We start from the raw sequence: 26810 nt of genomic DNA on the forward strand, positions 1-26810 counted from the left end.
CCCATGATGATTCATTTGTTGATAAATAAGCGTTAATTATAGGCAATCCAGATAGGAATTTCATCTCATTTATCAGGATTTTTACTGATTTATCTAAAATTAAATACAAAATCAAAGTGATACAAATCATTGCAAAAGCGCCGATAATACAACATGTTTTTGGCACATTTCTTACTTAAAGTAGTAGAAATGTATAAGAACATGATAAGTTAAGGTGAAAAAATAAATTATGAATAGTGTATTGCCTGTAATGATGAATAAACCTTTCGAATTAGATCAACAACAACATAAAGCCACACAATGTTTAATCGCACTCTATTGTGGTTCCCGACCCGGAAATAACCCCACCTATCGAGAAAAAGCCATCCAACTTGCCCAAGGTATCGCAGAACAAGGTTTTGGGATCGTCTATGGCGGTGCAAGTATTGGCTTAATGGGCCAAGTTGCAGATACGGTCACGGAACATGGTGGTGATGTTGTGGGCGTTATTCCCGAATTTATGCTGGATTATGAAATTGCCCATAACCAATTAACAGAATTACATATTGTACAAAACATGCATGAACGTAAGGCTATGATGGCTGAACGCGCGAGTGCTTTTGTCGCTCTACCAGGTGGCTTTGGTACCTTTGAAGAAATTCTAGAAGTCGCGACATGGGGACAATTGAATCAACATCAAAAACCGATGATGTTATATAACGTCAATGGTTTCTATGACCATTTGATTGCGCAATTAGACCATGCTGTTATTGAAGGCTTTTTACCGCCTCAACATCGGGCAAAACTGATTGTGTGTAATCATGCAGATGAAATTTACAATGCCATTAAGAACCTAGAAAGCCCAAAACAGTTTATTGTTTAAATATCTCATTATTAAAATTCATCCCTAAAAAATGAGCCTTGATCAAAGGCTCATGAACTTTACAATCAACTCAAAAGTATTCATTGCAACTCTTTTTATTGATTCAATAAATCATAAAACCGATCCATTCTGAAATAATTGCCATGCATAAATCAACACAGCAGCAGCTACAATCCAGCATAACGTTGCAATCCCTAAACAAGACCACATCGAAAGCTTAGTTGCCAGTAAATAAACCATGAACAAATAAATGAAATACGGTATCAACGACCACAGTCCGAATAAGGCTGTTTGCTTTAAAGCTTCAGCACCTTTTTCCTGCGCCACAATCACATGTGCGATCAATGCAAATGTTGGAAAAAGTGGAACTAAACCTGCAATATAAAATGCCTTACTTTTTGAAAGAATTGAAATCAACAAAACCACTGCTGCACCTAGAATACATTTCAAAAATAAAGACAACATCTAAAATTACTCGAACACATGATCAGTGCAAGAGTTTACGCCAAGCATGTAAATTTGAAATCTAAAATATTAGAAATTTAATGCGCTATAAGTTAAACCTTTAAAAAGCGCGTTTTAATTTGCCTCGGTTAATAAACGCAACCAAACCCATGACAATCGCCATCACAATAAAAAAGATAAATTTTAGCTCACTTCTACTCAAGTGCATCTCAGATTTATTCACTTCCGCTTGAGTAAAATCGGCTGGTACTGGAGGCAAAGGTGAGGCATAAGTAGCTTGAATATTTTTAAAATTTAATTCACTGAGTTCAGCAGGCTTTTCACCTTTGCCCACCAAAACATAAGCCGCAACAATGTCAAAATCCAAAGGATTTTGAATGCCAAATTTCACTTTGGTGGGTTCATAAGTGTTGTATTCAGGGATCCAGTCATTTACTTGACTATAAATACGTATGCTATCAGTTTTTTCCAATATCGGATCTGTAATCAGCTGTTCTGAAGTATCTTCGATGAATGTGTTTAAGCCTTTGAATTGCTTGAGTGAATATTGATTGGTTTGCGTCAAATTTTCTGCGATCAGTGTTTGATATACAGCATGCTCACTGGGATTGGCTTTATTTAACAGGCCATGATTGTCCATGATAAACTCAACTTTTGCAGTAAGTCCTGGATAATTTTGTCGTCCAACCAAATAAACCGCTGTCCAAATCTGATCCCCCGCTTGTACATTTTCTAATTCTAATTCGTATAATTGATTGGGTTTTAAATTGAAAGCTTGATCAAATAAAACTTGTGAAGTCTCGCCTGCCAAGACATTGCAAGAAAATGCAAAACAAACAACTGATATAATTTTTCGTATATTCATTTTCAAGCCCTCCACAAGTGCGATAGCTATCACACATTTTACAATAAAAACAATAGTTAATCACAGAATGTTTGTCTAACAATTCTCTTTTTTAGATAAGTGGTTCTTGATTACATCACATGACCAATCTTAAAGCTGATCTGGTTTATTCGTTCTAACTTATGCAATATCGAAATAAGTATTCAGAAATCAGCACAGCATCAAAAAACTGACTGCATATCTCATTTTTCTTCAATGACTTATTTTAAATAAATTATAGCTTTGATTTTAAATTAGCTGAATGCGACCCTAAAAATTATTGAAAACCATCATAAACATATGAATATTATTATTTTATTCAAAAACTCAAACTCCATCACAGTTTTAAATGGTCAGTTACATGACACAATTTGTCGTTTAAAAACTATTTTTTACAGCTTGAACAAAATTAAATCGCTATCATATACCCCTTTAATTCGCATAATTTCGAGAAAGCTTTTATGAGTCAAAGTCATATCCGTATTCGAGGCGCACGTACCCATAATTTAAAAAATGTGTCACTCGATATTCCACGTGACAAGTTTGTGGTCATCACAGGACTCTCAGGCTCAGGGAAATCATCTCTGGCTTTCGATACCTTATATGCTGAGGGTCAGCGCCGTTATGTCGAATCTTTATCTGCGTATGCACGTCAGTTTCTTTCACAAATGGAAAAGCCTGAAGTTGATTCAATTGAAGGTTTAAGCCCTGCGATTGCGATTGAACAGAAATCTACCAGCCATAACCCCCGTTCAACCGTAGGAACCATTACTGAAATCTACGACTATTTACGTTTACTGTATGCGCGTGTTGGCACACCCTACTGCCCAGAGCATGACTTGCCGATGGTTGCACAGACTGTTTCTGAAATGGTCGATGCCGTGAAAGGACTGGAGGAAGGCACAGCATTGATGCTCCTTGCACCAGTTGTTCGTGAGCGTAAAGGTGAATACAGCAACCTGTTTGAGCAATTACAGAGCCAAGGTTTTGTCCGCGCGCGCGTGGATGGTGAAGTGATTGATATCGATACACCACCAGAACTTGATAAAAAGAAAAAGCACACCATTGAAGTTGTGGTTGACCGTTTTAAAGTCCGTGATGATTTAGGTAACCGAATTGCCGAAAGCTTTGAAACAGCATTACGTTTAGGCAGTGATCTGGCGATTTTATCATGGATGGGTGGTGAACATCCTGACCGTGTATTTTCAGCAAAACATTCCTGCCCTGAATGCGACCGTGCTGTTGCTGAACTAGAGCCACGTCTGTTCTCGTTCAATAACCCATTTGGTGCATGCCCTGTCTGTGACGGTTTAGGTACCCGTAGTCATTTCAGTGCTGAAAAACTGATTCCAAGCCCAGATGTTTCTATTAGCCAAGGTGCAATCCGTGGCTGGGACAGACAACGTCCATACTATTACAGCATGATTCAGAAAGTTGCAGATCATTTTGGGTTTTCTTTAGACACCCCTTGGAATGAACTCGATGCTGATACGAAAAAGAAATTTCTCTATGGTACAGGCAAAGAAAAAATTGATCTTAGTTATATCGATGAGCGTGGTCGTAAACATAATCGGGTACAACCTTTTGAAGGAATTTTGCCTCATTTAGAACGTCGTTATCGTGAAACTGAATCTAATTATGTCCGTGATGATCTGGCGCAGTATTTATCTAATGCCGCTTGTGATGCTTGTGGCGGCTCACGTTTAAATGAAATTTCACGTCATGTCCGTGTTAAAGACAAAACCATTGCCCAAATTACCAAAATGTCGATTGGTGATGCTGAAAGCTACTATCAGGATTTAAATCTTGAAGGTGCCAAAGGTGAAATTGCTGATAAAATTTTTAAAGAAATTCGCGAGCGTTTGCACTTCCTTGTATCAGTCGGTTTAAATTATTTAAGCCTGTCTCGTTCTGCTGAAACACTTTCAGGTGGTGAAGCACAACGTATCCGCCTAGCCTCACAAATTGGTGCTGGTCTAATGGGGGTGATGTACGTTTTAGATGAGCCATCCATTGGTTTACACCAACGCGATAATGATCGTTTATTGGAAACACTGGTTCGTTTGCGTGATCTAGGTAATACCGTTTTAGTGGTTGAGCATGATGAAGATGCAATCCGTGCAGCCGACCATATTATTGATATCGGTCCGGGTGCTGGTGTGCATGGCGGTCATATCATTGCCGAAGGAACCTATGATGAACTTGCAGCCAATGAGAACTCTCTAACAGGAAAATACCTCTCTGGTAAGTTAAAAATTGCAGTGCCCAAAGAGCGAGTTAAACCGCCTAAGCCTGAAGAACAAATTAAACTGATGGGTGCATCAGGGCATAACTTACAAAATGTTGATTTGACGATTCCTTTAGGTGTAATGACTTGTGTGACAGGTGTTTCAGGTTCAGGTAAATCCACCTTAATTAACCGTACCCTGTTACCACTTGCAGCGACGCAATTAAATGGTGCAACCACCTTAACTGCTGAAAAGTTTGATTCGATTGATGGCTTACAGTTCCTTGATAAAGTGGTAGACATTGACCAAAGTCCGATTGGGCGTACTCCACGTTCTAACCCAGCAACATATACTGGTTTGTTTACCCCGATTCGTGAATTGTTTGCGCAAACCCCTGAAGCTAAAGCCCGTGGTTATGCTGCAGGTCGTTTCTCGTTTAACGTCAAAGGCGGGCGCTGTGAGGTGTGTGAGGGGGATGGTATGATCAAAGTTGCCATGCACTTCTTACCCGATATGTACGTGCCTTGTGATAACTGTCATGGTCAGCGTTATAACCGTGAAACCTTAGAAGTTGGTTATAAAGGCAAGAATATTTCTGACGTATTGGAAATGACCGTCGAAGATGCGATGCATTTCTTTGATGCAATCCCTGTGATTCACCGTCGTTTGGAAACCTTAAACCAAGTCGGGTTAGGCTATATCCGCTTAGGTCAGTCTGCAACAACGCTATCTGGTGGTGAAGCGCAAAGGGTCAAACTGGCGCGTGAGCTAGCAAAGCGTGATACAGGTAAAACCCTGTACGTACTGGATGAACCAACCACTGGTTTGCATTTCCATGATATTGCCAAACTGCTCGATATTCTTCATGAACTACGCAATAAGGGCAATACCATTGTGGTGATTGAGCATAATCTCGATGTGATTAAGACGGCGGACTGGGTGATTGATTTAGGCCCTGAAGGTGGCGCAGGGGGTGGTCAGATTATTGCGGAAGGTACCCCAGAACAAGTGGTGAAATCTAAAGTTTCACATACAGCGAAGTTCTTAAAACCGTTGTTGAAGTAATTCCCTGCATCTTCCCCTCCCTCCTTTAAATAAGGAGGGAGTTTCTCTCTTTATCCCATAGGGCTTAGGGGGAGATTAATCATCTAAGCTCGAAATTAAATAGCTCATATAATTTTTATAAAACTCAGATTCTCAGCCTTTTTTCATCCTATATTTCAATAACCATCTGCTTAATTTTGGGATTTTTTAAAGCAAATTTTGCATTTCTAATTTAAACAAGGCAAGATCAATACATAGCACAGGATATTTTCCTTATGAAGCTTCTTTACTTATGCTTTTTAGTCCCAAGTATCTGTTTACTCAGCAGTTGTAGCATAAACATTGCGGGTGGTAATGGCAGACCCGACAATCCTTATTTTATCACCACCCAACCATTACTGATTAAAAAAATACAGCTTCCTGCTGGCTCAACTTTGACCTATGAAAAACAGGGCTTTAAAACAGGCAGACAAAGTCAGTTAATGAATGAAAGTAAACTGAAAGGCATCTCATTGCCGAGTGGACAAACCATTATATGGGCCGGTGTGCCAATCAGTACGATCAACAAATTCAGCAACTCAGAAATGCGCGGCTTTAGCCTTAACGCAGAATTTAAGCAGCTTGCTCCCAATCAAAACTCTGGCTTCTCCAAACAGTGGCAACGTTGTGGTGATGATCTAGGGATTAGTATTAAAAATACAGAGGATTGGTCATTTAATCCAAGTAATATTGTTGATGTCGAAAGCTGTAGTGTACTGTATCAACGCTACTTTAAAGACAATGCCGAACAGCAACGATTTTTAAATCAATTGTATGCTGAGTTGCTTAAAGTCACTGCAAAATAATTCAGTATTTTTATCACTTCTTGGTTCTCTTAGTTTAATTTTAGCAGGTATCAACTTCATTGAGGAAAAGATCATAAGAGCCCATTTTTTTTAAAATTATCAATCATAAATTCAATATTTTTTATTTGGTTTATATTTGTCGAATTTTTTAATTTATCTAAAAGAATTTTTTCAATAGTCTTCTTTATTAATGGCATAGCATTTTTATCTATATTCTGCTTAAGAATTTCTTGCAACAATTCTCCTTTAGTAAACTCTTTTAATTCGGAGTCGACTGATGACTGTATGAAAATAAATTCTTCCCAATCTTTTAAAGTGGCGCCCTGTAATACTAGAGCAGCTCTATGCTTAACACCACCATCTAAAATATATACTTTTAATACATCAAATAATGAATATAACCCTAATAATGGATTATTCAATTTCCAACGTTTAATGTACCAATGAAATATATTTTCTTTTTTATATCCAAAATTAAAAGCATTCTCAAAATTTTTAGTTATATTCCCCCTTAATGATGAATCTAACCAAATGATGATCTCTTTTTTTAAGGTTTTAGAAAGATCATTTCGGCCAAATCTTTTAAGCAGAAAACAATGAAAATCTAAGCTTTCCAAATCATTAAACGCTATAGAATCATAAGATTTTTGAAAAAGGTTTTCACAATAATCTTGATCAACCTGTAAATTTCTCCATTGTTTCATTAATTTTCTTAACTCTTCTTTCACATTATTATTATTTTCCGAAATTAGTTCAGAATTTGCTAATTCATGAAAAATGGATATATCTATAATTTCTTTTTGTTCAAACCACTTTTTAAACTCTTCTCCCCATTTATCCATTTGTATAAAATAAAAATGAAAATTCTCTAAAAATTTGTGTGTTTTTAATTTAGTTACTGACCAATCCGTTCTTCTTTCCTCTACTGTATAATTTATATCCTGCCAAGAATATTCATATTTTGATCCAAAATCCGTAATAAAATATCCCTGTAATACTCGAATTAAAATAACTTCCTTTGTAGAATAAGCAACTTCATTTGGTAATTGATCCCTAAACTCTCTATATAACTTAATCACTTTATGAAAAAATCTAAAATTATGAATTTCTAAACCATCAGCAAATACTGCCATTAATTCGATCAATTGCTCTTCTATATCTTTTGCATTTTCACGAATTAAAGGTTCAACCGAATTAATAATAATGGTGTCATCAATCAACTTCTCTTTATATTTAGCGTATTTTTCCTTATTTTCACTTTCTGCTTTATCTTCATCTAAAATCAAAATGATCTGACAATTTTTCTCTAGCTTTAACTGATTTGCCAACCCCATAACATCTTTAATGTCTAATTTATTTGAAATTCGCTCAAAATCATCAAAGCAGATAATGGCATCTTTAACTTGTAAAAAAAGTAATGACTCTAATATTTTTGCTGATGCAATTACGCCATATTGAGATACCTTTATATCTCTAAATTGCGCAACTGTATTTTTAATAATCTGAGAAAACTCCCATTTACTAGTATCTGATTTGGCATATGGGTTAAGTGCTAATTTTGTGCAAATTGCATTTTTCAAATCACTTAAATTTTCAATTCCAAAAAGAGAGATATACGCATACTTTCGACAATCAAAAATACTTTTATAATCCACCCTACTCGCTTCATAGTATAAATTTTTCTTATCTTCTAATTCTTTATGCGTCACATCCTTTAAAAACTCATTCCAAAAATAAGTCTTCCCCACACCCCATGACCCTGTAATCGCAATTGCAATCCCCACATTCTCATGTTTAATATTCTTTTCCAAAGCATCTTTAAGGCGTTTTTGCTTTTCTTCTATATTCATATCACCCCCAAATAGCTCAAAATCAATCATCCCACGACTTTATTTCGACCTTGTGCTTTGGCCTTAAATAACGATGCATCTGCCCGATTAAATAAGGCTTCCCAACTTTCTGCCCCAGTTGCCACGCCAATACTGACAGAAACATTGAGCTGTTCGTTAGACATAGAACTGTTAAAATTTAACCGTGAGACATCAGCCAAAATGCTTTCAGAAATTTGCAACGCCCAATCCCATTGAATACGATCAATCAAAATCAAAAATTCATCGCCACCAAAACGTACAATCAAATCAGATTGCGCAATATTTGCTTTTAAACATCGAGCAATTTCAACAATAACCGAATCACCTAAAATATGTCCAAAGCGATCATTCACATATTTAAAATTATCAATATCCACCATGATCAAGGTCAACTCTTGAAACCGCTCGGTTTGTGTCGCAATATTTTTTAAATAAACATCTAAAGCCAATCGATTTGAGACACCGGTTAAACTGTCAGTGTTGGCGCTATTTTGTAATTGAAATTCAAAAGCATCACGTTGCTTGAGCATTTCTTTTAATTTATCAAGCGCATCAGTTAGGGTATGCACCTCTTTGGTTTGTATCGAAGCATCCCCTAGATAATCACGTTCTTGTACTTGTGACAGTTCCAAAATCATATTTCTTGCATATATCAAGGGTTCAAATAACTTTTTACGTGTATATAACATCGTAAAAACTGCGACCGACAATGACAAAAGAGAAATAAATAGCGTGATAAAAAATTGACGTTGCTCCGATTCCATTCGATGACGTGCGCTTAAGGCATGGGTTTCAAGTAGATATTTTTGTAAATTTACCACCGTGGTAAACTTATCCACGATTGCATCTGTCAGTTGGTTTGCCGTTAAAAAATAAGGCTGCTGATTTCTACTCTCTTGCACCAAACGATTTACGATGGGTAAGCCTTGGTCAATAAATTGAGTTTTCACCTGACCATATAAATAAAGATACTCAGGGGTTTTTAAAGACTCTATTTGCATGGTATCCATCAAACGCCATAAATATTTAACCTGTTCTTGCGTTTGTAATGAGCGTGCTTTGTTATATTCAGGCAGGGGTTCGGAAAAGCTCAGGGGTGCCATGATGTTAGACGCAACTCGTCCAGATTGATCTCGTAAATCAGCCAATATCAGCACAATTGAAGCATAATCTGTCACATCGCTATTATTCTTTTTTGAATGGTTAATTAATTGCTGCAACATGGCTCTACAACTGTCCCATGCCCGAAACATTCCCTGAATCACTTGATCCATTTGCACTGAATTACGTTCTTTTAACGGTAAGGCTAAATAAGCATCGACTTGTTTGCGGGCGATGTTCAAATCATGTCTTAACTGAACATCAACTTGATCCGCCAAACTGCTAAACCCCGCTTTGTTTAAGGTTTCGACGGTTAAATTAATCTGCTGATCTACGTCCTTACGATAGTCCTGCAATTCTTTTATTCTGTCTGGAAAATTTGCTGTCGTGCTCGACATTGCTTTATTTGTTGGCGCTCTTTCCCGTGAAATTTTATTGGATGTTTCAGCAAAAACTTGCAAAGCTTGAATATTGACTAAAGCTCGATTTGCTCGACTATACTCTCGATAATTACTGATGATTTGTGGAACAGCAATTAACAAAACAGACAAAATGATGACTGACATGAGGATAAGCAAACGCGTGCTTATTTGTTCTGATCTGAGTTCATGCACCATCACCATGGTCCTGTGGGAAGTTATATCGCAATAAAGCTAAAGAAATTTTGTTTATATTATAGAATATATACACATAAACTACTCCACATAATCAAGTTTAATCTACAGCATTCAACGCCTTTATATTATCGTTTTTATAGATGAGTAATATTCAAAATTCACATTTTACATATAAATAGAATTTGCATAAAATTGAACTTAGATAGAAATTCTCATGATTTGAAAATTTACCTTTTTTATTGCCCAGTTTCCCCCAATAAACTGGGCATTTTTTTATCTACTGCATTTATCTCAAATAAAAGAATAAGCCTAATTTATCCAAGATACTTAATGTCAGTTGCTTGCGTTCAGCAGGATCATCCCCTGTCTGCATGTGCATATTTAAAGCAAAAGCGGTGATCTGACCATTCGGCTGTTCCACCCATCCCGTATACCAACCCACTTGTGGCTCCACATCCATTCCCCATCCACTTTTGGCATAAAGCTTGGAATCACCCCGTCTTTCGACATAGAGCATATCTTTAACTTGTTGCTGTACAGCATCATCAAAAGGCAATGTTTTGTTTGCCAATTGATAAGCAAGTTTAGCTTCTTGCTCTGGGGTGATTTTCAATGGGCCGACTAGCCAGAAATTATCTACCTGTTGACCAATTTGTGTATTGCCAAAACCAACACGCTTGACTTCTTTACTCATCAAATCCAAGCCAATACGTCGTGCCAACTCCTGATATACAGGTACGGCTGAAGCCTGCATTGCTTGTGCCAAGGTCATATCTTTTTCCCATGCAGGAAAAGATCTTTTTTCTCCATTCCACTTAAATACTTCTGTATTTGTCGCTTTCGCATGTTGCAAACCAATTAAGGCATTCAACATTTTAAAAGTAGAGGCTGGAATATAGGCAGTCTTGGCTCTATTTAAATCATTCCCATAACGTTTAAATTGAGTTCCATCATAAGTCACAAAGACGGCTTGAGTTTGCGCATAATTAAACAACAACGGGATTTCACTTGTTCTTTGTGATGACGCTGGATCATGCAAATTGGCATTAGAAACACAACCTGAAAATGCCACACTACTCAGAATGACCAATACACTGCTTTTTATTTTAGATTTAAATCGGTAATTACTCATAAACGTTACTTAGCCATCGACTCAATCTGAAATAGTGTAGATGAGCCCATGAATTATTTTTTAAATTGAATGTAAGAAAATATTTACAGGTGCAATATATTGGTGCATAATGCACTCCATTAGGGCAATTTATTGATATTCCTCAGCAGAATTTATTGATTTGCTCCAGATTTTGGCGAAAAATCCCAGTTTTCTTTGAAAATTGGGATTTTTTTTGGCAAGAATCATGCCAACACAATTCATCTTTTGCTTAATTATGCTACATATTGGTGCAATACTTTTATTGTCTGTTTAATGCGATTTGCTTTGAATTTTTAAATAAAAAAAAGCCCAACCTTGGGGAAAGCTGGGCATATAAACTCAAAATCTCAAAAAATTCATTTAAAATGAATGAACTTTATTGACTCATTATTCAAAATATCTTTTACTTTGTAAAACCTATTAAATTGATCGGATATAAATGAATTATCGTTTTTATGAATAATTGAGAATAAAACAACAATATTCACATGAAATGATTATAAAATCACAAATTAATTCTAAAAATAAGCAGAATTTAATGACATTTTCTTGACATTGATCGCAAAACAACCATCGGTAATATCGATCAAAAAACACAAATAAACAATAAAATGAATGTATTAATTTAACAATTTGATATCTGTTTTATATGAAATAAAACTTTTGTCTGAATTTAGTCTGTTGTTCTAATTAAGTTTTTTTCTAGGTTGACGTAAAGCTGTTCAAATGTACGTTTTTTAAACAATGTAAATTTCATGTATCTACTTTGTAAACAGTGGCCTTAAACGTCATTGACTTAATATCTTGTTACAATACAATGCCGTCTGTTTCACCAATTTCTCCTATTGGAAAAGATTATGAAAAAACTCGGTTTAGCCACTGCTTTATTATTAGCCATGACCGGCGCTCAAGCATACCAATTTGAAATTCAAGGTCAATCAGAGTATATCGATACAACTGAAAATGACAAAGATTTCACTGGTGGTTTGCAAGGTACTTACTACTTCAAAAATGTTGACTCTTCAAAAGGTCCATTGGCTGAAGCAGCGTTCTTAAACCAAGCATCAAATGTTTCTTTAGCATATAACTATGGCGAATTAGACGCTGGTGTAGTTGCACATAACTACGGCGCTAAAGCTGAACTTTATGTTCCTACTCCATATGTACCTGCATACGCAAGTGCTTCTTATAGCCACACAATCCTTGACGGTAAAAATGGCTTGCCAAATGATCAAGGCGATCGTTTTGCATTAGAAGTGGGTGCTCTTCCTACTCAAAACTTCTTAGTTGCTGTTGGTTATACTAACGTTGCTGACCAAGTTGCTTTAGATGCATTCAATGTTATGGGTAACGGCGTTGCTAAAGCGACTGCTGAAGCTGCAACAATTGGTGAAGACCAAGATGCAATCACTGCACGTGCTAAATACGTTGGCGGTATTGACGGTACAAATATGTCTTTAGCGTTTGAATCAGGCATCATCTATGGTGATGCGACTGCATACCAGTTCAAAACTGATTTCTATTTGAACCCACAATTAAGCGTTGGTGCTTCTTACGCAGCGTCTAGCTACGAAGGTACGCCTGATTCAGCTTGGGGTGCAAACGTAAACTACTTCATCACGCCTGCGATTGCAGTTGGTGCAAGCTACGTAAATGCAAACTACGAAAACAATAAAGGCCAAGCAATTTCGTATGTTGGTGATACGCAAACTGTTGGCTTAAACGCTAAATTCCGTTTCTAAGTTGCTTAGAAATTGAATCAAAAAAGGACTCATACGAGTCCTTTTTTATTGCCTTTGTTTTTTAAATAAACAACTTAGTTTCTCAGTACATTTAAGAAATGTAGATGGCGTTCATATTGGTCAATGATGTCTTGAATCAAGTCTTCTTGCGTCCACTCCATCACATCATAGTTTTGACCACCTTCTCTTAAAAATATTTCAGCTTGATAAAAATCATCGGTTTCCTGATGTTCTTCATTCATCATAAAGCTTGGCGCAACCATTTTGCGTGCAATGACTTTATAGATAAAATTGAACTCATCATGATGATCCACACTCAGTTGAACACCGTCTTCGGTTTCTTTAATCACCACATTTAAATCACGGCGTTTAAACTCAAAACGAATACTTTCAAAAGCCTTAATCACATCAACCTGAATATAATGTTGTACTTCAGCCAACGTATGCGGATAGTGCATGATTAAGCCCAAACGTTGCTGCCAACTACGTGGGTTTTGCACAGCTCTCGGCGTGATTCTTGCCACTTGCAAAGCCTGCATTTTGGTGACATCTAAGCGCAATGCTTTGACTAAGCCCCAACACAACAACAGCATAATAAAGGTGAATGGTAAGGCACTCATCATGGTGGCCGATTGTAGTGCGCCTAGCCCACCAACCATTAATAGAATGATCGACAAGACCGCCATTAAAACAGTCCAGAACAAGCGTTGCCATATCGGCGAATTTTCTGTTTTCGCGGTGAGATAATCGGTCACCAATGCACCAGAATCCGCAGAGGTAACAAAGAACAACACCACCAGCAGTGTCGCAATAAGACTAAACACACCTGAGAAAGGCAGGTGGGTTAAAAACTCAAACAATGCAACTGATGAATCTTTTTGTACCGCAGAAATCAGCCCCGTCTGCCCTTGTTCCATAATACTAAACAAGGCAGCATTGCCAATAAATCCCATCCAGATCAAGGTAAAGCCTGTCGGAATAAGTAGTACACCGACAATAAACTCTCGAATGGTTCGACCTTTTGAAACACGCGCAATAAACATACCGACAAATGGTGACCAAGAAATCCACCATGCCCAATACATAATGGTCCACCCCCCAATCCAGCCATTCGATTGATAAGCATATAAATTAAAGGTCATGCTAAATAAATTCGAAATATACTGCCCAGCGTTTTGAATGGTTGCTTGCAGGATATAAATACTGGAACTGGCAAGGAATACAAAGCCCAGTAATACCAAGGCTAAAATTAGATTCAGTTCAGAAAGTCGTTTGATTCCCTTATCTAATCCAAGGAAAACCGACAATGAAGCCAGCGTACTCACCACAATAATCAAAAAGATTTGGGTGCTAATATTACTTTCCCAGCCAAATAAATAATTTAAGCCAGAGTTAATTTGCGTTACCCCAAATCCTAACGTGGTAGCTACACCAAATACGGTACCAATGGTGGCAAAAGTATCGACCGCATCTCCGATTGGACCATGAATTCGTTGGCCAATAATCGGAAATAAACCCGAACGAACTTTGAGTGGCAAGTTATAGCGAAAAGCAAAATAAGCCAGCGTTAAACCCACAACCGCATAGATAGCCCAAGCATGTAAGCCCCAATGGAAAAAGGTAATTCTCATTGCTTCTTGGGCAGATTCAATGGTTTGTGGATCACCGGCAGGTGGATTGACATAATGCATGACAGGTTCTGCAACACTGAAGAACATTAACCCGATCCCCATACCCGCAGTAAATAGCATGGCAAACCATGACCCATTACTATACTCAGGCTGGCTATGATCAGGTCCAAGCTTGATTTTACCCATGTCAGAAAAGGCAATAAAAATCAGCACAATTAAAAATATTGCGACAGATAAAACATAGAACCAACTAAATGAATCGGTGATCCAGCGGTTCATCCTTTGAGTAATCAGCTCAAAGGCATTTGGTGCAAAGACAACAACGGCTAAAAAAAGCGCAATAATTCCAACAGTGCTCAAGAAAACATTTGGATTGACATTGTCAAACCAAGTGATTTTTTTGGAAGGCATATTTCCCCCAGGTTTTTATACTCAATGGACAGACTTTTTAAAGTCAAAAAAAGGCATTCACAGGTGTGAAAAAAGACGAATCCTGTAGAACAGCGATTGGATTCAGGCCACATTATAATTTAAATTAACATTTTCAACAATTTACTAAATGTAACAAGATCATTAGTTCATGATTTTGGTTTATTTTCAATATATTGCAGGGCTATCATCCGTGAGACGATCAGGGCAAAATACATCACGCCACAGAACATTTGCAACATTGAAATCACCCGTGCAGCAGGCGCAACAGGAATCAAATCGGACAATCCTGTTGCCGATTGCAGACTAAAACTAATGAACAATAAATCCAGCCAAGATTGGTAGTCTGCAACATGATTTGGGTTTTGAAAGCTCTGTGGAACCATCAATTGACAGATACTGTATAAGAAGGCAAATCCCCATGCGATCAGGGTAAATACCGCACCCGCAGCAAACAGTTCATCTTTGGTTAAATAACGATCTGCAAACATATAGCGGATTAGGCCATATGCTGCACAAAAATAAGCAGCTGCTTCAAATGAATGTGCAAAGATTTGCAAAGTAACAGAATGAAAGCCAATTAGCATCAGAAAGGACAATACAAATGCCCCCGTGACAAAAGTTAAGCCCAACAGTGTAAATGTCGGTGTTTGTCGAATCACTTTGGCAATAATCAGTAATGCAGAGACACCGAGTAACCAAGTTAAAATTTGATAACTTCTGCTGGCATTGGTATAGACAGATAAAACTAAAATAAGCAGTTGGACCAACAATAACCATGCTGACGGTAATTGTTTAAAACCTTTCCAAAATTCGATCATTGAACGCATATTTTCTGATTCTGATTGTTCTTTTAAACATTCAAATTAACATATTCATGGGGTTTCTTAAATCCTTTCAATTTTTCGTGATCATTCAACTGATCAATCAGCATCAAACAAGCTTTATATCGCTTAAAGGCTGAAACTGGGATGATGGAGTTCTGGCTTTGCATCACCCATAAAAAAACACCTTCGAGAAGGTGTTTTTTAAGCTGATCTCAAATCACTTAGTGATCTGAAGCACCAGAGATACCAATACCTGTTTGCGAACGTACAAACTGTGCATCAAATGCTTTACGCTCTGCTTCTGCACGTGCAGATTTATCTGTCACAGAGAACAACCAGCAGCAGATGAATGCTAATGGCATAGCAAAGATTGCAGGACCATTGAATGAGTTGATCGGAGTATCAGAGATTTTTAATGTGTCTACCCAAACTGCTTTAGATAAGATAATTAAAGTCACCGCTGTCACTAGACCGACAACACCACCTACAACAGCACCACGTGTAGTTAATCCTTTCCAGAACATTGAAAGAACCAATACTGGGAAGTTTGCACACGCCGCTACAGAGAATGCTAAACCCACCATGAAGGCAACGTTTTGTTTCTCGAACAAAATACCTAAGATCATCGCAAAGATCGCAAGACCAAGTGTTGCAATCTTCGACATACGTAATTCAGATTCAGGGGTTGTTTGACCTTTTTTCAATACGTTTGCGTACAAGTCATGTGAAATTGCTGAAGCACCTGACAATGTCAAACCTGCAACTACCGCAAGAATCGTTGCGAATGCAACTGCTGAAATAAAGCCCATGAACAGATCGCCACCCACTGCATCTGCAAGGTGTACCGCTGCCATGTTGTTACCGCCAACTAATTCTAGTTTGCCAGTCACAGCCATTTTAGCAACATCAATAAATTGTGGGTTGTTTGATACGAAAAGGATCGCACCGAAACCGATAATGAAAGTTAATAAGTAGAAGTAACCAATGAAGCCTGTTGCAACAACCACAGATTTACGTGCTTCTTTAGCATCTTTAACCGTAAAGAAACGCATAAGAATGTGTGGCAAACCTGCTGTACCAAACATGAGTGCTAAACCAAGCGATAAAGCATCGAGTGGGTTTTTCGCCAAACTGCCTGGTCCCATAATTTTGGTTGCATCATCAAGACTGACATCATGTACTTTTGCAAATACATCAATAGACTGTCTGAACATTTCAGAGAAGCTATAACCGACAGAATGCATCACCATGAACGCCATGAATGTTGCACCTGAAAGTAACATCACTGCTTTAATGATCTGTACCCAAGTTGTTGCCAACATGCCACCGAAGATTACATAAGCCATCATCAGAAGACCAACAATCACAACTGCGATGTTATAGTTCAAACCAAATAACAGTTTGATCAGCTGACCTGCACCCACCATTTGAGCAATCAAATAGAAAGCCACAACAACAAGCGAACTGATTGCTGCAAGTGTACGTACTGGTTTTTCTTCTAAACGGAACGAAACCACGTCAGACAGGTTATATTTACCTAAGTTACGTAGGCGCTCAGCAACCAAGAACAATACGATTGGCCAGCCAACCATGAAACCCAGTGAATAAAGCAAGCCATCAAAGCCTGAGCTAAACACCAATGCAGAAATACCCAAGAACGATGCAGCAGACATATAGTCACCCGCAATCGCTAAACCATTTTGGAAACCAGAGATACCACCACCAGCGGTATAGAAGTCTGCGGTATTGGTGGTTTGTTTTGCAGCCCATTTGGTAATAAATAAGGTTAAACCAACAAAAATTGCAAACATAATGATTGCATGCCAGTTGGTCGCTTGCTGCTGAGCTTCACCTAAATCTGGGCCTGCTTGTGCAACAGTAGAAAGCAGTGCAGTAGATGCAAGAGCTGCTTTAGTCTTTAAAGAGTTCCATTTCATCTTAGTGCAGTCCTTTTTCGTGGGCGATTGCTTCGACTTCTTTCATTGCATCTGCATTCAATTGATCCAATTTATTGTTGGCAATATATGAGTACACACCACACAATACGAAAGATAAAACAATAATTCCTAGACCTAAAGGAATTCCCCAAGTGGTGATGCCACCACTAAATGAACTCATTAAAAATTCTTTGTTATAGCCAACTAAAAGCATAAATCCAACATAAACGAACAACATAATTGCAGTTAATGTCCAGCTTAATTTACTTTTTTTAGCAACCATTTCCTTGAATTTTGGATTTTGTAGAATCGCCTCTACCTGTCTCTCATCCATAACCATGCTCCTTGATAAGCGACCAGAACGCTGGTTGCTTTTTTTAGTCTTTTTTTACATGGTCAAAATTAACAATATTGTGGGGTTCTCGTAACTTAGACTTTGGTCGTTAAATTTTGAGCAAAATAAACGAGACAGTTCATGTATGCGTTATTATAGGCGCAGCTTTTTATACTGTAGTCCTTATGAACAGTTGGTTAATTATAGGGGTTCTGGCCCTTTACATCCTCATTCTATTCGTTTGTGCCTTCTTTGGTGAGAAGCATGCGAGTCGATTAAGCACGCGCGGCAGGATGCTTCTCTTTAGTCTAACATTGGGGGTATATTGCTCATCTTGGACGTTTTATGGAGCAACAGGTGCTGCAGTACGTGAGGGGATTATTTTCCTGCCGATTTATTTAGGACCTTTATTATTTGTCTGGCTAGGTTATGACATTTGGCGTCGTTTAGGTCGCGTTCGACAACATCATGCGATTTCTTCGATTGCCGACTTTGTCGCAGCACGTTATGGTAAAAGTGGAACATTAGCCTCCTTAGTGACCATCTTGGCTGTAATCGCCATTATTCCTTACTTAGCACTACAATTACGCGCCATTGCGCTTAGCGCTTCCGTCATGCTCGATCACAATACCCAAGTGGTCTCCACCACCACCAATGGTGTGCTTGGTCTTACCGCAGTATTGGCGATCTTGGCCATGATGTTTGGCACAAGACAAATTGCCAATACCGAACAACATGGCGGTTTAATGCTTGCCGTTGCTTTTGAATCATTTGTAAAACTATTTGCCCTGCTCTGCGTGGCATTTTTCTTTATTTTTGATCATCCACAAAATATTGTACAAATCTCACAGGATGTGCAAAAAACTTTTCATGAAGTACAACTGTTTGGTGTGCCAGATACCTTCTGGGTTCAAACATTACTCGCTTCATTGGCGATTATCTGTTTACCGCGTCAGTTCCATGTGGCCGTGGTTGAATTACGCGATGAAAAACATATACGTGGTGCAAGACGGTGGTTTGCGGCATATTTGATTCTGACCATTATTGCCATTATTCCAATTGCCAGTTGGGCACTGCATGCAGCACCTAAGTATCTGACCATTCCTGATGTTGCAGTACTCTCATTACCGATTAGTTATAACCAAGACTGGTTATCTTTACTGGCATTTTTAGGCGGTTTTTCAGCATCAACAGGGATGCTACTAGTCTCTTCTGTGGCACTGTCCATTATGCTCAGTAATGACTTGATTATGCCTTCTCTATGGAAGTTTGGCATTCTTTCTCGTCATGACAAACGCTTACCACAGGTACTTAAATTTACCCGTCGTGTGTGTATTTTAGCGGTAATGTTACTCGGATTTTTATTCTTCCACTTCTTTAATGATATTGACCAATTATCTACCTTTGGGTTATTGGCTTTTAGTGCGGTTGCACAATTTTCGCCGGCTTTAATTGGTGGTTTATACTGGCGTGGCGGAAGTCGCCAAGGGGTTTATGCAGGCTTGGTTGTAGGCTTTATCCTTTGGTCATATACCTTATTATTGCCAACGATTTTACGTAGCTTACCTGTTGAATATAGCCAGTTTGCACATCAATTTTTGATGTTTGGACCTTTGAATATTGAATGGTTAAGACCAGAAGCCTTATTTGGTTTTGAATCTTTTGCCCCGCTTACTCATGGTGTAATCTGGGCACTTGGTTTAAATATTACCTTATATATTTGGGTCTCTCGTATTTATCGTCCTAGTATTGCTGAACAAATACAGGCAGAAAGCTTTTTCTATTATGAAACCAAGCCCTTACCTGCACAAAATACCTCTACCGATATTAATTATTTACACCATGATGTCGCTAAACTTAAAGTTGGTGATCTGATTGCACTAGCCAAACGGATTACTGGTGAAGGGCCAGCAACCCATGCCTTTCAGCAATTTTGTACCATGAACAATGTGGTGCTCAATGAAAATAGCAGTGCCAATGGGATGTGGTGGCGGTTCACTGAACAATACCTCGCAGGCACAATCGGGGCAGCCTCTGCACGGACATTACTCACCACGGCTATGGTCAATAATGGCTTGGCATTGGGCCAAGTGGCAAATATTCTCGACCAAGCGTCACAATGGCAACGCTTTAACCAAAATCTTATCATGACCATGATTGACCACATGACCCAAGGCGTGAGTGTGGTTGATGAAAACATGTGTTTGGTCGCGTGGAACAATCAATATTTAAAGCTGTTTGATTATCCAAAAGATTTAGTCTATGTCGGCTGCCCAATTGCCGATTTGATTCGTTATAACGCAGAGCGTGGCGAATGTGGTCCAGGCTCGGTAGAAGAACATGTACGTAAGCGAATTCATTGGATGAAAGTTGGTAGCGCACATGAGTTTGAACGGATTCGTAAAGATGGCCGTGTGATTCAAATGCGTGGTAATCCCATTGAAGGTGGTGGTTTTGTTACGACCTTTGCAGACATTACTGCATTCCGTGAAAATGAAGCGGTACTTGAAGCACGCGTGTCTGATCGTACTCAACAGCTTGCAAATGCCTTATCTGAACAACAACTGGCACGTGAGCAAGCCGATAAAGCCAATATGTCAAAAAGCCGCTTTATTGCAGCAGCCAGCCACGATTTGCTTCAACCGATGCACGCAGCACGCTTATTCAGTACCGCTTTAGAACAAAGCGTACAATCGGATGAAGATCGTAAAACCTTACAACAACTTGATCGTGCCTTACATGGTGCTGAAAGTATGTTGTCTGCCCTTTTAGACATTGCACGGCTGGAAGGTGGTTCAATCCAACCAAAACGCCAAGCTTATCCACTGCATGATTTATTAAGTGATTTAGAACTGCAATTTAAATCAATCGCCGCACAACGCAATATCCAATTGCGTGTCCATGATGCTCAATTCTGGATTGATACCGACCCACAATGGATCCGTCGTATCATCCAAAATTTTGTCAGCAATGCCTTACGTTATACTGCTCGCGGACGTGTGATTGTTGGTGTATTACGCGCGTCTAATCGCCCAAATCATATCCGTATTGGCGTCTGGGATACTGGCCCAGGGATTGCAGAAGAGCAACGCATTAAGCTGTTTCAAGAATTTGAGCGTTGTGGACATACCTCACCATGGGGTGAGCAAGGTCTAGGACTTGGTCTGGCAATCGTCCAACGTATGACCAGTTTGCTTGATTATCCTGTGCATGTTTACTCTGAACTAGGTAAAGGCTCATGCTTTATGATTGATGTGCCAATGGTAGCAGCACCTAAACTGGTTTCATCACCTGTACAAGCGGTACCATTAAAAGCCAAAGCTTATAAAATCTTATGTTTGGACAATGATGATACGATTTTGGAGGGTATGGCAACGCTACTGACCAAATGGGGTTATCAAGTCTTTAAAGCCACTGAACCTGAACAAGCGTTGGAAATTATTCAAAAAGAAAATATTCAAGTCTGGTTGGTTGATCAGCATTTAAATCACGGCAAAATTGGCTTAGATTTTATTGTCGAAAACCGTCAGGAAAATGTTCCTTCAGCACTGATTACTGCAGATTCTGATCCTGAATTACCAGAGCGTGTTAAAGACCTCAACGTGGTGTTGTTGAAGAAACCATTGAAGCCTGCTTCTCTACGTGCATGGTTATCTGGCTTGAAGATTTCTAAATAATCTTCCACTACGTTCAACCCTTTTCAGTTTATTGATCACGTTCTTCTTTAATGTTTTGAAACATTTACAACCTCTAGACCATTGCGTTCTAGAGGTTTTGTAACGCAATTTTTTAAGTGGAATAGCAATTTTTTTTAAGCTTTGTGCAAAAGCATTCAAAAAAAAGCAAAACTCGAACCCATTTATTGACTAAAAACTTCAAAGCCCTCTTTTCTATGGCAAATAACATCAAAATATTAAATATACACTTGTATAGTTAGTTACAATTTTCTATTTATATGATTTTAAAAAATAAAAAACTACTTTTCACCCTATCTACAACTTTAGTCGTATTCCTATTGCATCTCAGATAAATCAAAAATTACTTCAAGACAAAACTACGCTCATGTTTAGGAAAACAAAAACAGCGTTTGAATTCAATTTTAAATAGGATTTTTAACCATGAATATTTCAGAAACTGTTCCACATGGGCTACACCAAGCTCAACAATTTCATCGTCAATATGGTGCAAATGCAATCCTGCCTGAAATTGATTGGCAAGATCTGTTTAAACACAGCAAACTCCACGACACACAAATACAAGCACTCAACACGATTTATCAAGCAGCTGTGCCTTTAGCACTTCAAGTGTTTGAGGAATTAAAATTTGATGTATTTACCCCTGTTGCTTACCATCCTCAAGGCTTAGGTCTGTTTGATAAATTAGCGCAACAAGAAGAAAAACTGGTTCAACGTCTCGAAGATGAATGCGAATGCTTAAATGATGAAGTTCGTCATCAAGTGTGGAGCATGTTACTGCGTGGCGGTGCGGTACTGGTCTTTAAAGCATGGTTAGGTAAAGTAAAAACCGGCGAAAATATCTTAGATATGACCCAATTTGATGAATTATCAGATTTGCTTTTTATCAAAACCTCACCAACAACATTGGCAGCTCGTTTAAAAATCGATGCACATGCGGATTACGACCATGTTTTCCTAATGTATGGCAATGATGTGTTTCTAGACCGTTTTAATAGCTTAGAAGCAGCTGCTTTATTTGTAGATTTAGGTGTTTATGATGCAGCATTCTTAAGCCTACGTGATGACCGAGTTGCAGATTACCTAAAATCTAAAGGCTATGTCACCCATGAACAAATTGAAGATTTAAAATGTGCTTTAAATCCATTGGGCTGCCCTGATCAAGTTTCGAAACAAGACTGTTTAGCTTAATCCTCATGCTTGAATGATGTATAAAGAAAGCCAGTCAATTGACTGGCTTTCTGCGATTTAGCTTAAAGATTACTTCGCACTTTAAAATAATAATATCTGCTCAGCTAATTTAAGGTATGTACTGATGCTTTACCCTCAATAAAAAGTCAGGTATTTCACTTAATATTGATCAGTTTAAGTTTTAATCCTCCCCAGCCCTCCTTTTAAAAAGGAGGGCGTTTTCCCTTGCTAAGATTAATTTAGCTTCGGGTCATGGAGGCTAAGCATTTTATCGCGTATTAATACAATGCTTTAGGCAATTTAATCTGAATAATTTCATTATCATCCGCACGCTTTGCATTTCGTCCTGATGAACCTGGAAAGTTATTGTCATTTAAAACAGTTAAGGTATTTTTATTTTCAATAATCACATCTTCAATGGTTTCAAATGGAAAAGCAAAAGTTGTTGCTGTACCAATATCTCCATCTCGCGCTGTCCCATATAAATTATTTGGGTTGGCAATATTCATAAGATCAACTAAGTCAGAACGTTTTACCGCTTTCCCAGAATCCCCTAATTCAATTTGAATCAGCTTCTTATAACCATCTAACTTGTTTTGACTCGCATCACGCTCAATGATAATGCCAGACTTATCATCAAACATTTGGAAGTCACCAATATTGGTCGCCTTGGCATTTAAGGTAAAATAATAATATCGCCCAGTATACGCTTTCTTCTTCACATCAAATTGTGAGATAAGCAACTGTTGTGTGGTCTCGCCTTTTAACGGTTTTTCTAACAAAGGATATAAATATTGACCATCCTTAGACAATGCCATTCCTTCAAAGCCACCGCTTTGCTGAACCAAAGGCTCTACATAATTTATGTTGGCTTTATTGAATTGATTTTGCGGAGAACGCAATTCCACACCAGCTTTCAATGGATGAGGTAATGCAATCGGCGCATCAAGCAGTATTCCATCTTTATCAAAATGCAGTAAATATGGTCCAAATTCATCCCCAATCCAATAGGTACCATCCGCAGTACGTTGAATCGATTCAGGATCAAAATCTGCCCCAGTGAGTAAACGATCAGTACTGTTTTGATTGATGATTGAAAATGGTATTAATTTATTGGGATCACGAAGCTGAATAAAGCTCATCACTTGAACTTTTGCAGATCCTGCTGATTTCGTCCGAAAATCAGGTTTTACTTGATAAACACGGAGTAAAAAGTCAGATGAATTGTCTTGTGTACCAAAGCCATTGTCTGCCATGACCATATAAGTGCCATCACCGTTCTTTACAGCACCCGAAAAGCCTTGAACTGGCTGACCTTTAAAAGGTGGGAATATGCCATTGGCGCCCTTTACAAAGGCACCTGAGTTTGGACCAGCTGCATAAGTTTCGACATCAAGTTTGGCAAATGAAACCAAGGTTGGTACAGTGACAGATGGTTCAAATGAGAAATCATTGTCATCATCATTGCATGCGGTTAAAGCCAATACGCCTAACGCTAAAACAGAGTAAGCAATTTTTTTCATAAAGGTCTTTTTTATTGATTTAAATGAGCTTTATTAAAAACCAATAGCATGACATTTTGAGGTCATTTCAATGACAATATTGCGTCAGTTTGATGATACGTAGATATGCTTCACGCAGCATATACTCCACCTTATAAGCGCGCACAAGCTGAATTAACATATTGAATTTAAATAATATTACCAACAGGGTAATCTATTCCATCTACTTTGATTCATATTAGGTTGAGCTAGACTTGAATATCGAAACCCAAATCCACATCACAGGCAGCTTGACCACCACGGATTCCCCAATTTTCAGTGGGAATTTCTCTTAATAAAATTTTGATATGATCTTTGGGAATCCCTAATACAGATAGATTCTCTACAATACTGCGATACAAATTTCGCTTGGTATCCAGTGTACGCCCAGCAAAACAATCAATACGAATCAGGGTAAATTTTTCAGGATAAAGCTTATTCGGTGGGCATTGAAAGCGATGTGGTTCATGTACCAATAAACGAATATCACGATCATATTCAGGAATTTTAAAAGCGCTCACCAATGCATGATGAACAGCATCGATTAAGCCCACTTCTTGTGCTACAGAATATTGATAGCGAACTTCAATTGTAGTTGCTGGCATTATTGTTCTCGATTTATATTATTTTAAATCGAAAGAATAGCATAATTTATAGACAACCCTAACAATTCAACTGATATCAATTCAGCTGCTTCCACATCTTTTCAATAATATAATAATCCATTGAATTAAATTAATTTTTTACTTAGGTAACAATCTTAATAGCCCCGCATTTTTCCCATCTTCCAAAACCCAAATCGAACCATTATGGGCGGGATGGATATCTCGAATGCGTTGCTGCATGTTTAAACGCTGTACCTCACGGACAGGCTTCGATTCAGTATCAACCACAATAATCGCTTCTGAAGATAACCCACCAATCAAGGCTTTATGATTCCATTTCGGGAATAATTCATCTTGATAAAAGACCAAACTGGAGGGTGATATTACTGGTGTCCAACTGATTTCTGGTGCCTTAAATTCAGGACGTGTCGCATGATCGGGAATGGATTTTCCTGAATAATGATCACCATTGGAAACAATCGGATAACCATAATTTTCGCCCTTCTTAATCAGATTTAACTCATCTCCTCCTTTAGGCCCCATTTCAACCACCCACAATTGATCCTTCACATCTAAAGCCATACCTAATGGATTACGATGACCCAACGACCACACTTGTTTTGCAATCTCACCTTGCTGAGTAAATGGATGATCTGCAACAACAGTACCATCATCATTCAGTCTTAAAACTTTTCCTAAGTTTGAATTCATATCTTGAGCAGGATCAAATTTCTGGCGTTCACCAGAACTAATCCAGAGCTTGCCATCCTTTGCAAAAATCATTCGATGTGCATAATGCCCTTGTCCTGAAACTTTAGGAACTTGTTCCCAAATTCTTTTGATATTGATTATTCGGGGATTTTTTTCTTGTAGATTTAATTCACCACGAATCACAACCGCACCATATCCCCCTTTTCCTGTTTCGGCATAACTTAAATAAATTTGATGATTGTTTGCAAAATCAGGATGTAGAACAATATCGCCTAAGCCCCCTTGCCCACCATAAGCCACTTCGGGAACTCCTAAAATTTCTATACTTTTTAATGTGGAAGGATCAAACAGTTTTAACTTCCCTTTCCTTTCGCTAATCAGTAAACGACCATCAGCCAACTCAGCCATTGCCCAAGGTTCATCAAATGTCGCTACTTTTTGGATCTGATAGCTCTGGTTAATCAAAGAATTAGCCGTAGTGGTTTGATTATTTTGAGCATTACATGCACTCAACAAGTTACAGCTGAGCAATAGGGGTAAATAGATTAAGCACTGTCGAAAAGCCTTCATTTTAGATTCCCTCAATATTGTTATGACTTATCGATTTATTTTAAACAAAAGTATCCATCTCACCATTTCATATTGGTAACTGAGCGAATTGGGTCTTAATTTTTAATTGGATCATCTTGTAAGCTTTAACCTACAACAATCGTAGTGATTAGCGAATATACTGATTTAGACATTACGCTTATGATAGCAAACATAAAGAGACAGGACGTCTCATTGAGAATAAGAAAACACACAGGACGTGAGATTCGACAGGAGTCAAATCTAACACACCAATACGAAGAAAACCCCATTAGGATGATGGGGTTTTCTTTTTGCACCTACAAAAAACTATTTATTTTCAGTTGCTTATGCACTTAAATTCTTCTACAGATTTCTTTTCATTTCGCTAATAAACACCACACATAAAAAAACACCCCGCTCTCGTTAAAGATCGGGGTGTTTTAGATTTAAAAGCTGGCGATGACTTACTCTCACATGGGTAACCCCACACTACCATCAGCGCTAAGAGGTTTCACTTCTGAGTTCGGG

18 protein-coding genes and 1 rRNA gene are annotated in these 26810 nt (G+C 38.2%); 6 read left to right on the forward strand and 13 right to left on the reverse strand.

Annotated features, from left to right (window positions below; translation table 11 throughout):
* The first annotated feature begins 229 nt into the window (after positions 1-229).
* The gene (locus ACG916_RS07840) at positions 230-862 is read left to right on the forward strand and encodes an LOG family protein (protein ID WP_336953619.1); all 633 of its coding nucleotides are present in this window, start codon (positions 230-232) and stop codon (positions 860-862) included.
* A 111-nt stretch (positions 863-973) separates the two neighbouring features.
* On the opposite strand, the gene ACG916_RS07845 is transcribed toward ACG916_RS07840, so the two are convergent.
* A complete protein-coding gene (locus ACG916_RS07845; protein ID WP_151801796.1) occupies positions 974-1327 on the reverse strand; it encodes a GlpM family protein in 354 nt (117 codons plus the stop codon).
* A 100-nt stretch (positions 1328-1427) separates the two neighbouring features.
* Positions 1428-2192, reverse strand: coding sequence for a hypothetical protein (locus ACG916_RS07850; RefSeq protein WP_419328018.1), 765 nt, complete (start codon positions 2190-2192; stop codon positions 1428-1430).
* A 479-nt stretch (positions 2193-2671) separates the two neighbouring features.
* On the opposite strand from ACG916_RS07850, the gene uvrA reads away from it, so the two are divergent.
* Both uvrA and ACG916_RS07860 read left to right on the forward strand, forming a co-directional pair.
* Positions 2672-5503: an excinuclease ABC subunit UvrA gene (uvrA, locus tag ACG916_RS07855; RefSeq protein WP_336953617.1), complete on the forward strand. Its 2832-nt coding sequence runs from the start codon at positions 2672-2674 to the stop codon at positions 5501-5503.
* Positions 5504-5757: 254 nt separating this feature from the next.
* Positions 5758-6327, forward strand: a complete 570-nt coding sequence (locus tag ACG916_RS07860; protein WP_419330329.1) for a hypothetical protein — start codon at positions 5758-5760, stop codon at positions 6325-6327.
* Positions 6328-6398: 71 nt separating this feature from the next.
* Here the strand turns inward: ACG916_RS07860 and ACG916_RS07865 are convergent, their stop codons facing one another.
* From ACG916_RS07865 to ACG916_RS07875, 3 genes are all read right to left on the reverse strand, one after another.
* Positions 6399-8177, reverse strand: coding sequence for a P-loop NTPase fold protein (locus ACG916_RS07865; RefSeq protein ID WP_419330327.1), 1779 nt, complete (start codon positions 8175-8177; stop codon positions 6399-6401).
* 26 nt (positions 8178-8203) lie between these two features.
* The gene (locus tag ACG916_RS07870; RefSeq protein WP_004816502.1) at positions 8204-9916 is read right to left on the reverse strand and encodes a GGDEF domain-containing protein; all 1713 of its coding nucleotides are present in this window, start codon (positions 9914-9916) and stop codon (positions 8204-8206) included.
* A gap of 286 nt (positions 9917-10202) precedes the next feature.
* The gene (locus ACG916_RS07875; protein WP_419330326.1) at positions 10203-11048 is read right to left on the reverse strand and encodes an OXA-274 family carbapenem-hydrolyzing class D beta-lactamase OXA-1474; all 846 of its coding nucleotides are present in this window, start codon (positions 11046-11048) and stop codon (positions 10203-10205) included.
* A gap of 878 nt (positions 11049-11926) precedes the next feature.
* Here ACG916_RS07875 and omp33-36 point away from each other — a divergent pair.
* Positions 11927-12811, forward strand: a complete 885-nt coding sequence (omp33-36, locus tag ACG916_RS07880) for a porin Omp33-36 (RefSeq protein WP_034612715.1) — start codon at positions 11927-11929, stop codon at positions 12809-12811.
* A gap of 74 nt (positions 12812-12885) precedes the next feature.
* Here omp33-36 and ACG916_RS07885 read toward each other — a convergent pair whose 3' ends face one another.
* The 4 genes from ACG916_RS07885 to ACG916_RS07900 form a co-directional block, all read right to left on the reverse strand.
* Positions 12886-14853, reverse strand: coding sequence for a glycine betaine transporter (locus tag ACG916_RS07885; protein WP_056517627.1), 1968 nt, complete (start codon positions 14851-14853; stop codon positions 12886-12888).
* Positions 14854-15020: 167 nt separating this feature from the next.
* A complete protein-coding gene (locus tag ACG916_RS07890; protein ID WP_105713783.1) occupies positions 15021-15701 on the reverse strand; it encodes an ion channel in 681 nt (226 codons plus the stop codon).
* Between the two features lie 218 nt (positions 15702-15919).
* A complete protein-coding gene (locus ACG916_RS07895; protein ID WP_004816490.1) occupies positions 15920-17635 on the reverse strand; it encodes a cation acetate symporter in 1716 nt (571 codons plus the stop codon).
* Position 17636: 1 nt separating this feature from the next.
* On the reverse strand, positions 17637-17969 hold the full coding sequence (locus tag ACG916_RS07900; protein ID WP_004725226.1) for a DUF485 domain-containing protein: 333 nt from the start codon (positions 17967-17969) through the stop codon (positions 17637-17639).
* A 185-nt stretch (positions 17970-18154) separates the two neighbouring features.
* Here ACG916_RS07900 and ACG916_RS07905 point away from each other — a divergent pair, with 185 nt between their 5' ends.
* Together ACG916_RS07905 and ACG916_RS07910 are read left to right on the forward strand one after the other, a co-directional pair.
* Positions 18155-21646, forward strand: coding sequence for a PAS domain-containing hybrid sensor histidine kinase/response regulator (locus ACG916_RS07905; RefSeq protein WP_034612729.1), 3492 nt, complete (start codon positions 18155-18157; stop codon positions 21644-21646).
* Between the two features lie 441 nt (positions 21647-22087).
* Positions 22088-22855: a hypothetical protein gene (locus ACG916_RS07910; protein WP_034612732.1), complete on the forward strand. Its 768-nt coding sequence runs from the start codon at positions 22088-22090 to the stop codon at positions 22853-22855.
* A gap of 278 nt (positions 22856-23133) precedes the next feature.
* Here the strand turns inward: ACG916_RS07910 and ACG916_RS07915 are convergent, their stop codons facing one another.
* From ACG916_RS07915 to rrf, 4 genes are all read right to left on the reverse strand, one after another.
* The gene (locus tag ACG916_RS07915; protein WP_151803310.1) at positions 23134-24378 is read right to left on the reverse strand and encodes an esterase-like activity of phytase family protein; all 1245 of its coding nucleotides are present in this window, start codon (positions 24376-24378) and stop codon (positions 23134-23136) included.
* Between the two features lie 227 nt (positions 24379-24605).
* Positions 24606-25001, reverse strand: a complete 396-nt coding sequence (locus tag ACG916_RS07920; RefSeq protein WP_419330323.1) for a tautomerase family protein — start codon at positions 24999-25001, stop codon at positions 24606-24608.
* Between the two features lie 138 nt (positions 25002-25139).
* Positions 25140-26282 carry a PQQ-dependent sugar dehydrogenase gene (locus ACG916_RS07925; protein ID WP_419368155.1) on the reverse strand — a complete coding sequence of 381 codons (1143 nt, stop codon included), beginning with the start codon at positions 26280-26282 and terminating at the stop codon, positions 25140-25142.
* Positions 26283-26733: 451 nt separating this feature from the next.
* Positions 26734-26810: ribosomal RNA gene (rrf, locus tag ACG916_RS21770) — 5S ribosomal RNA — on the reverse strand; the annotation flags it as partial.

This window comes from Acinetobacter legionensis (assembly GCF_048552295.1).
Lineage (GTDB): Bacteria > Pseudomonadota > Gammaproteobacteria > Pseudomonadales > Moraxellaceae > Acinetobacter.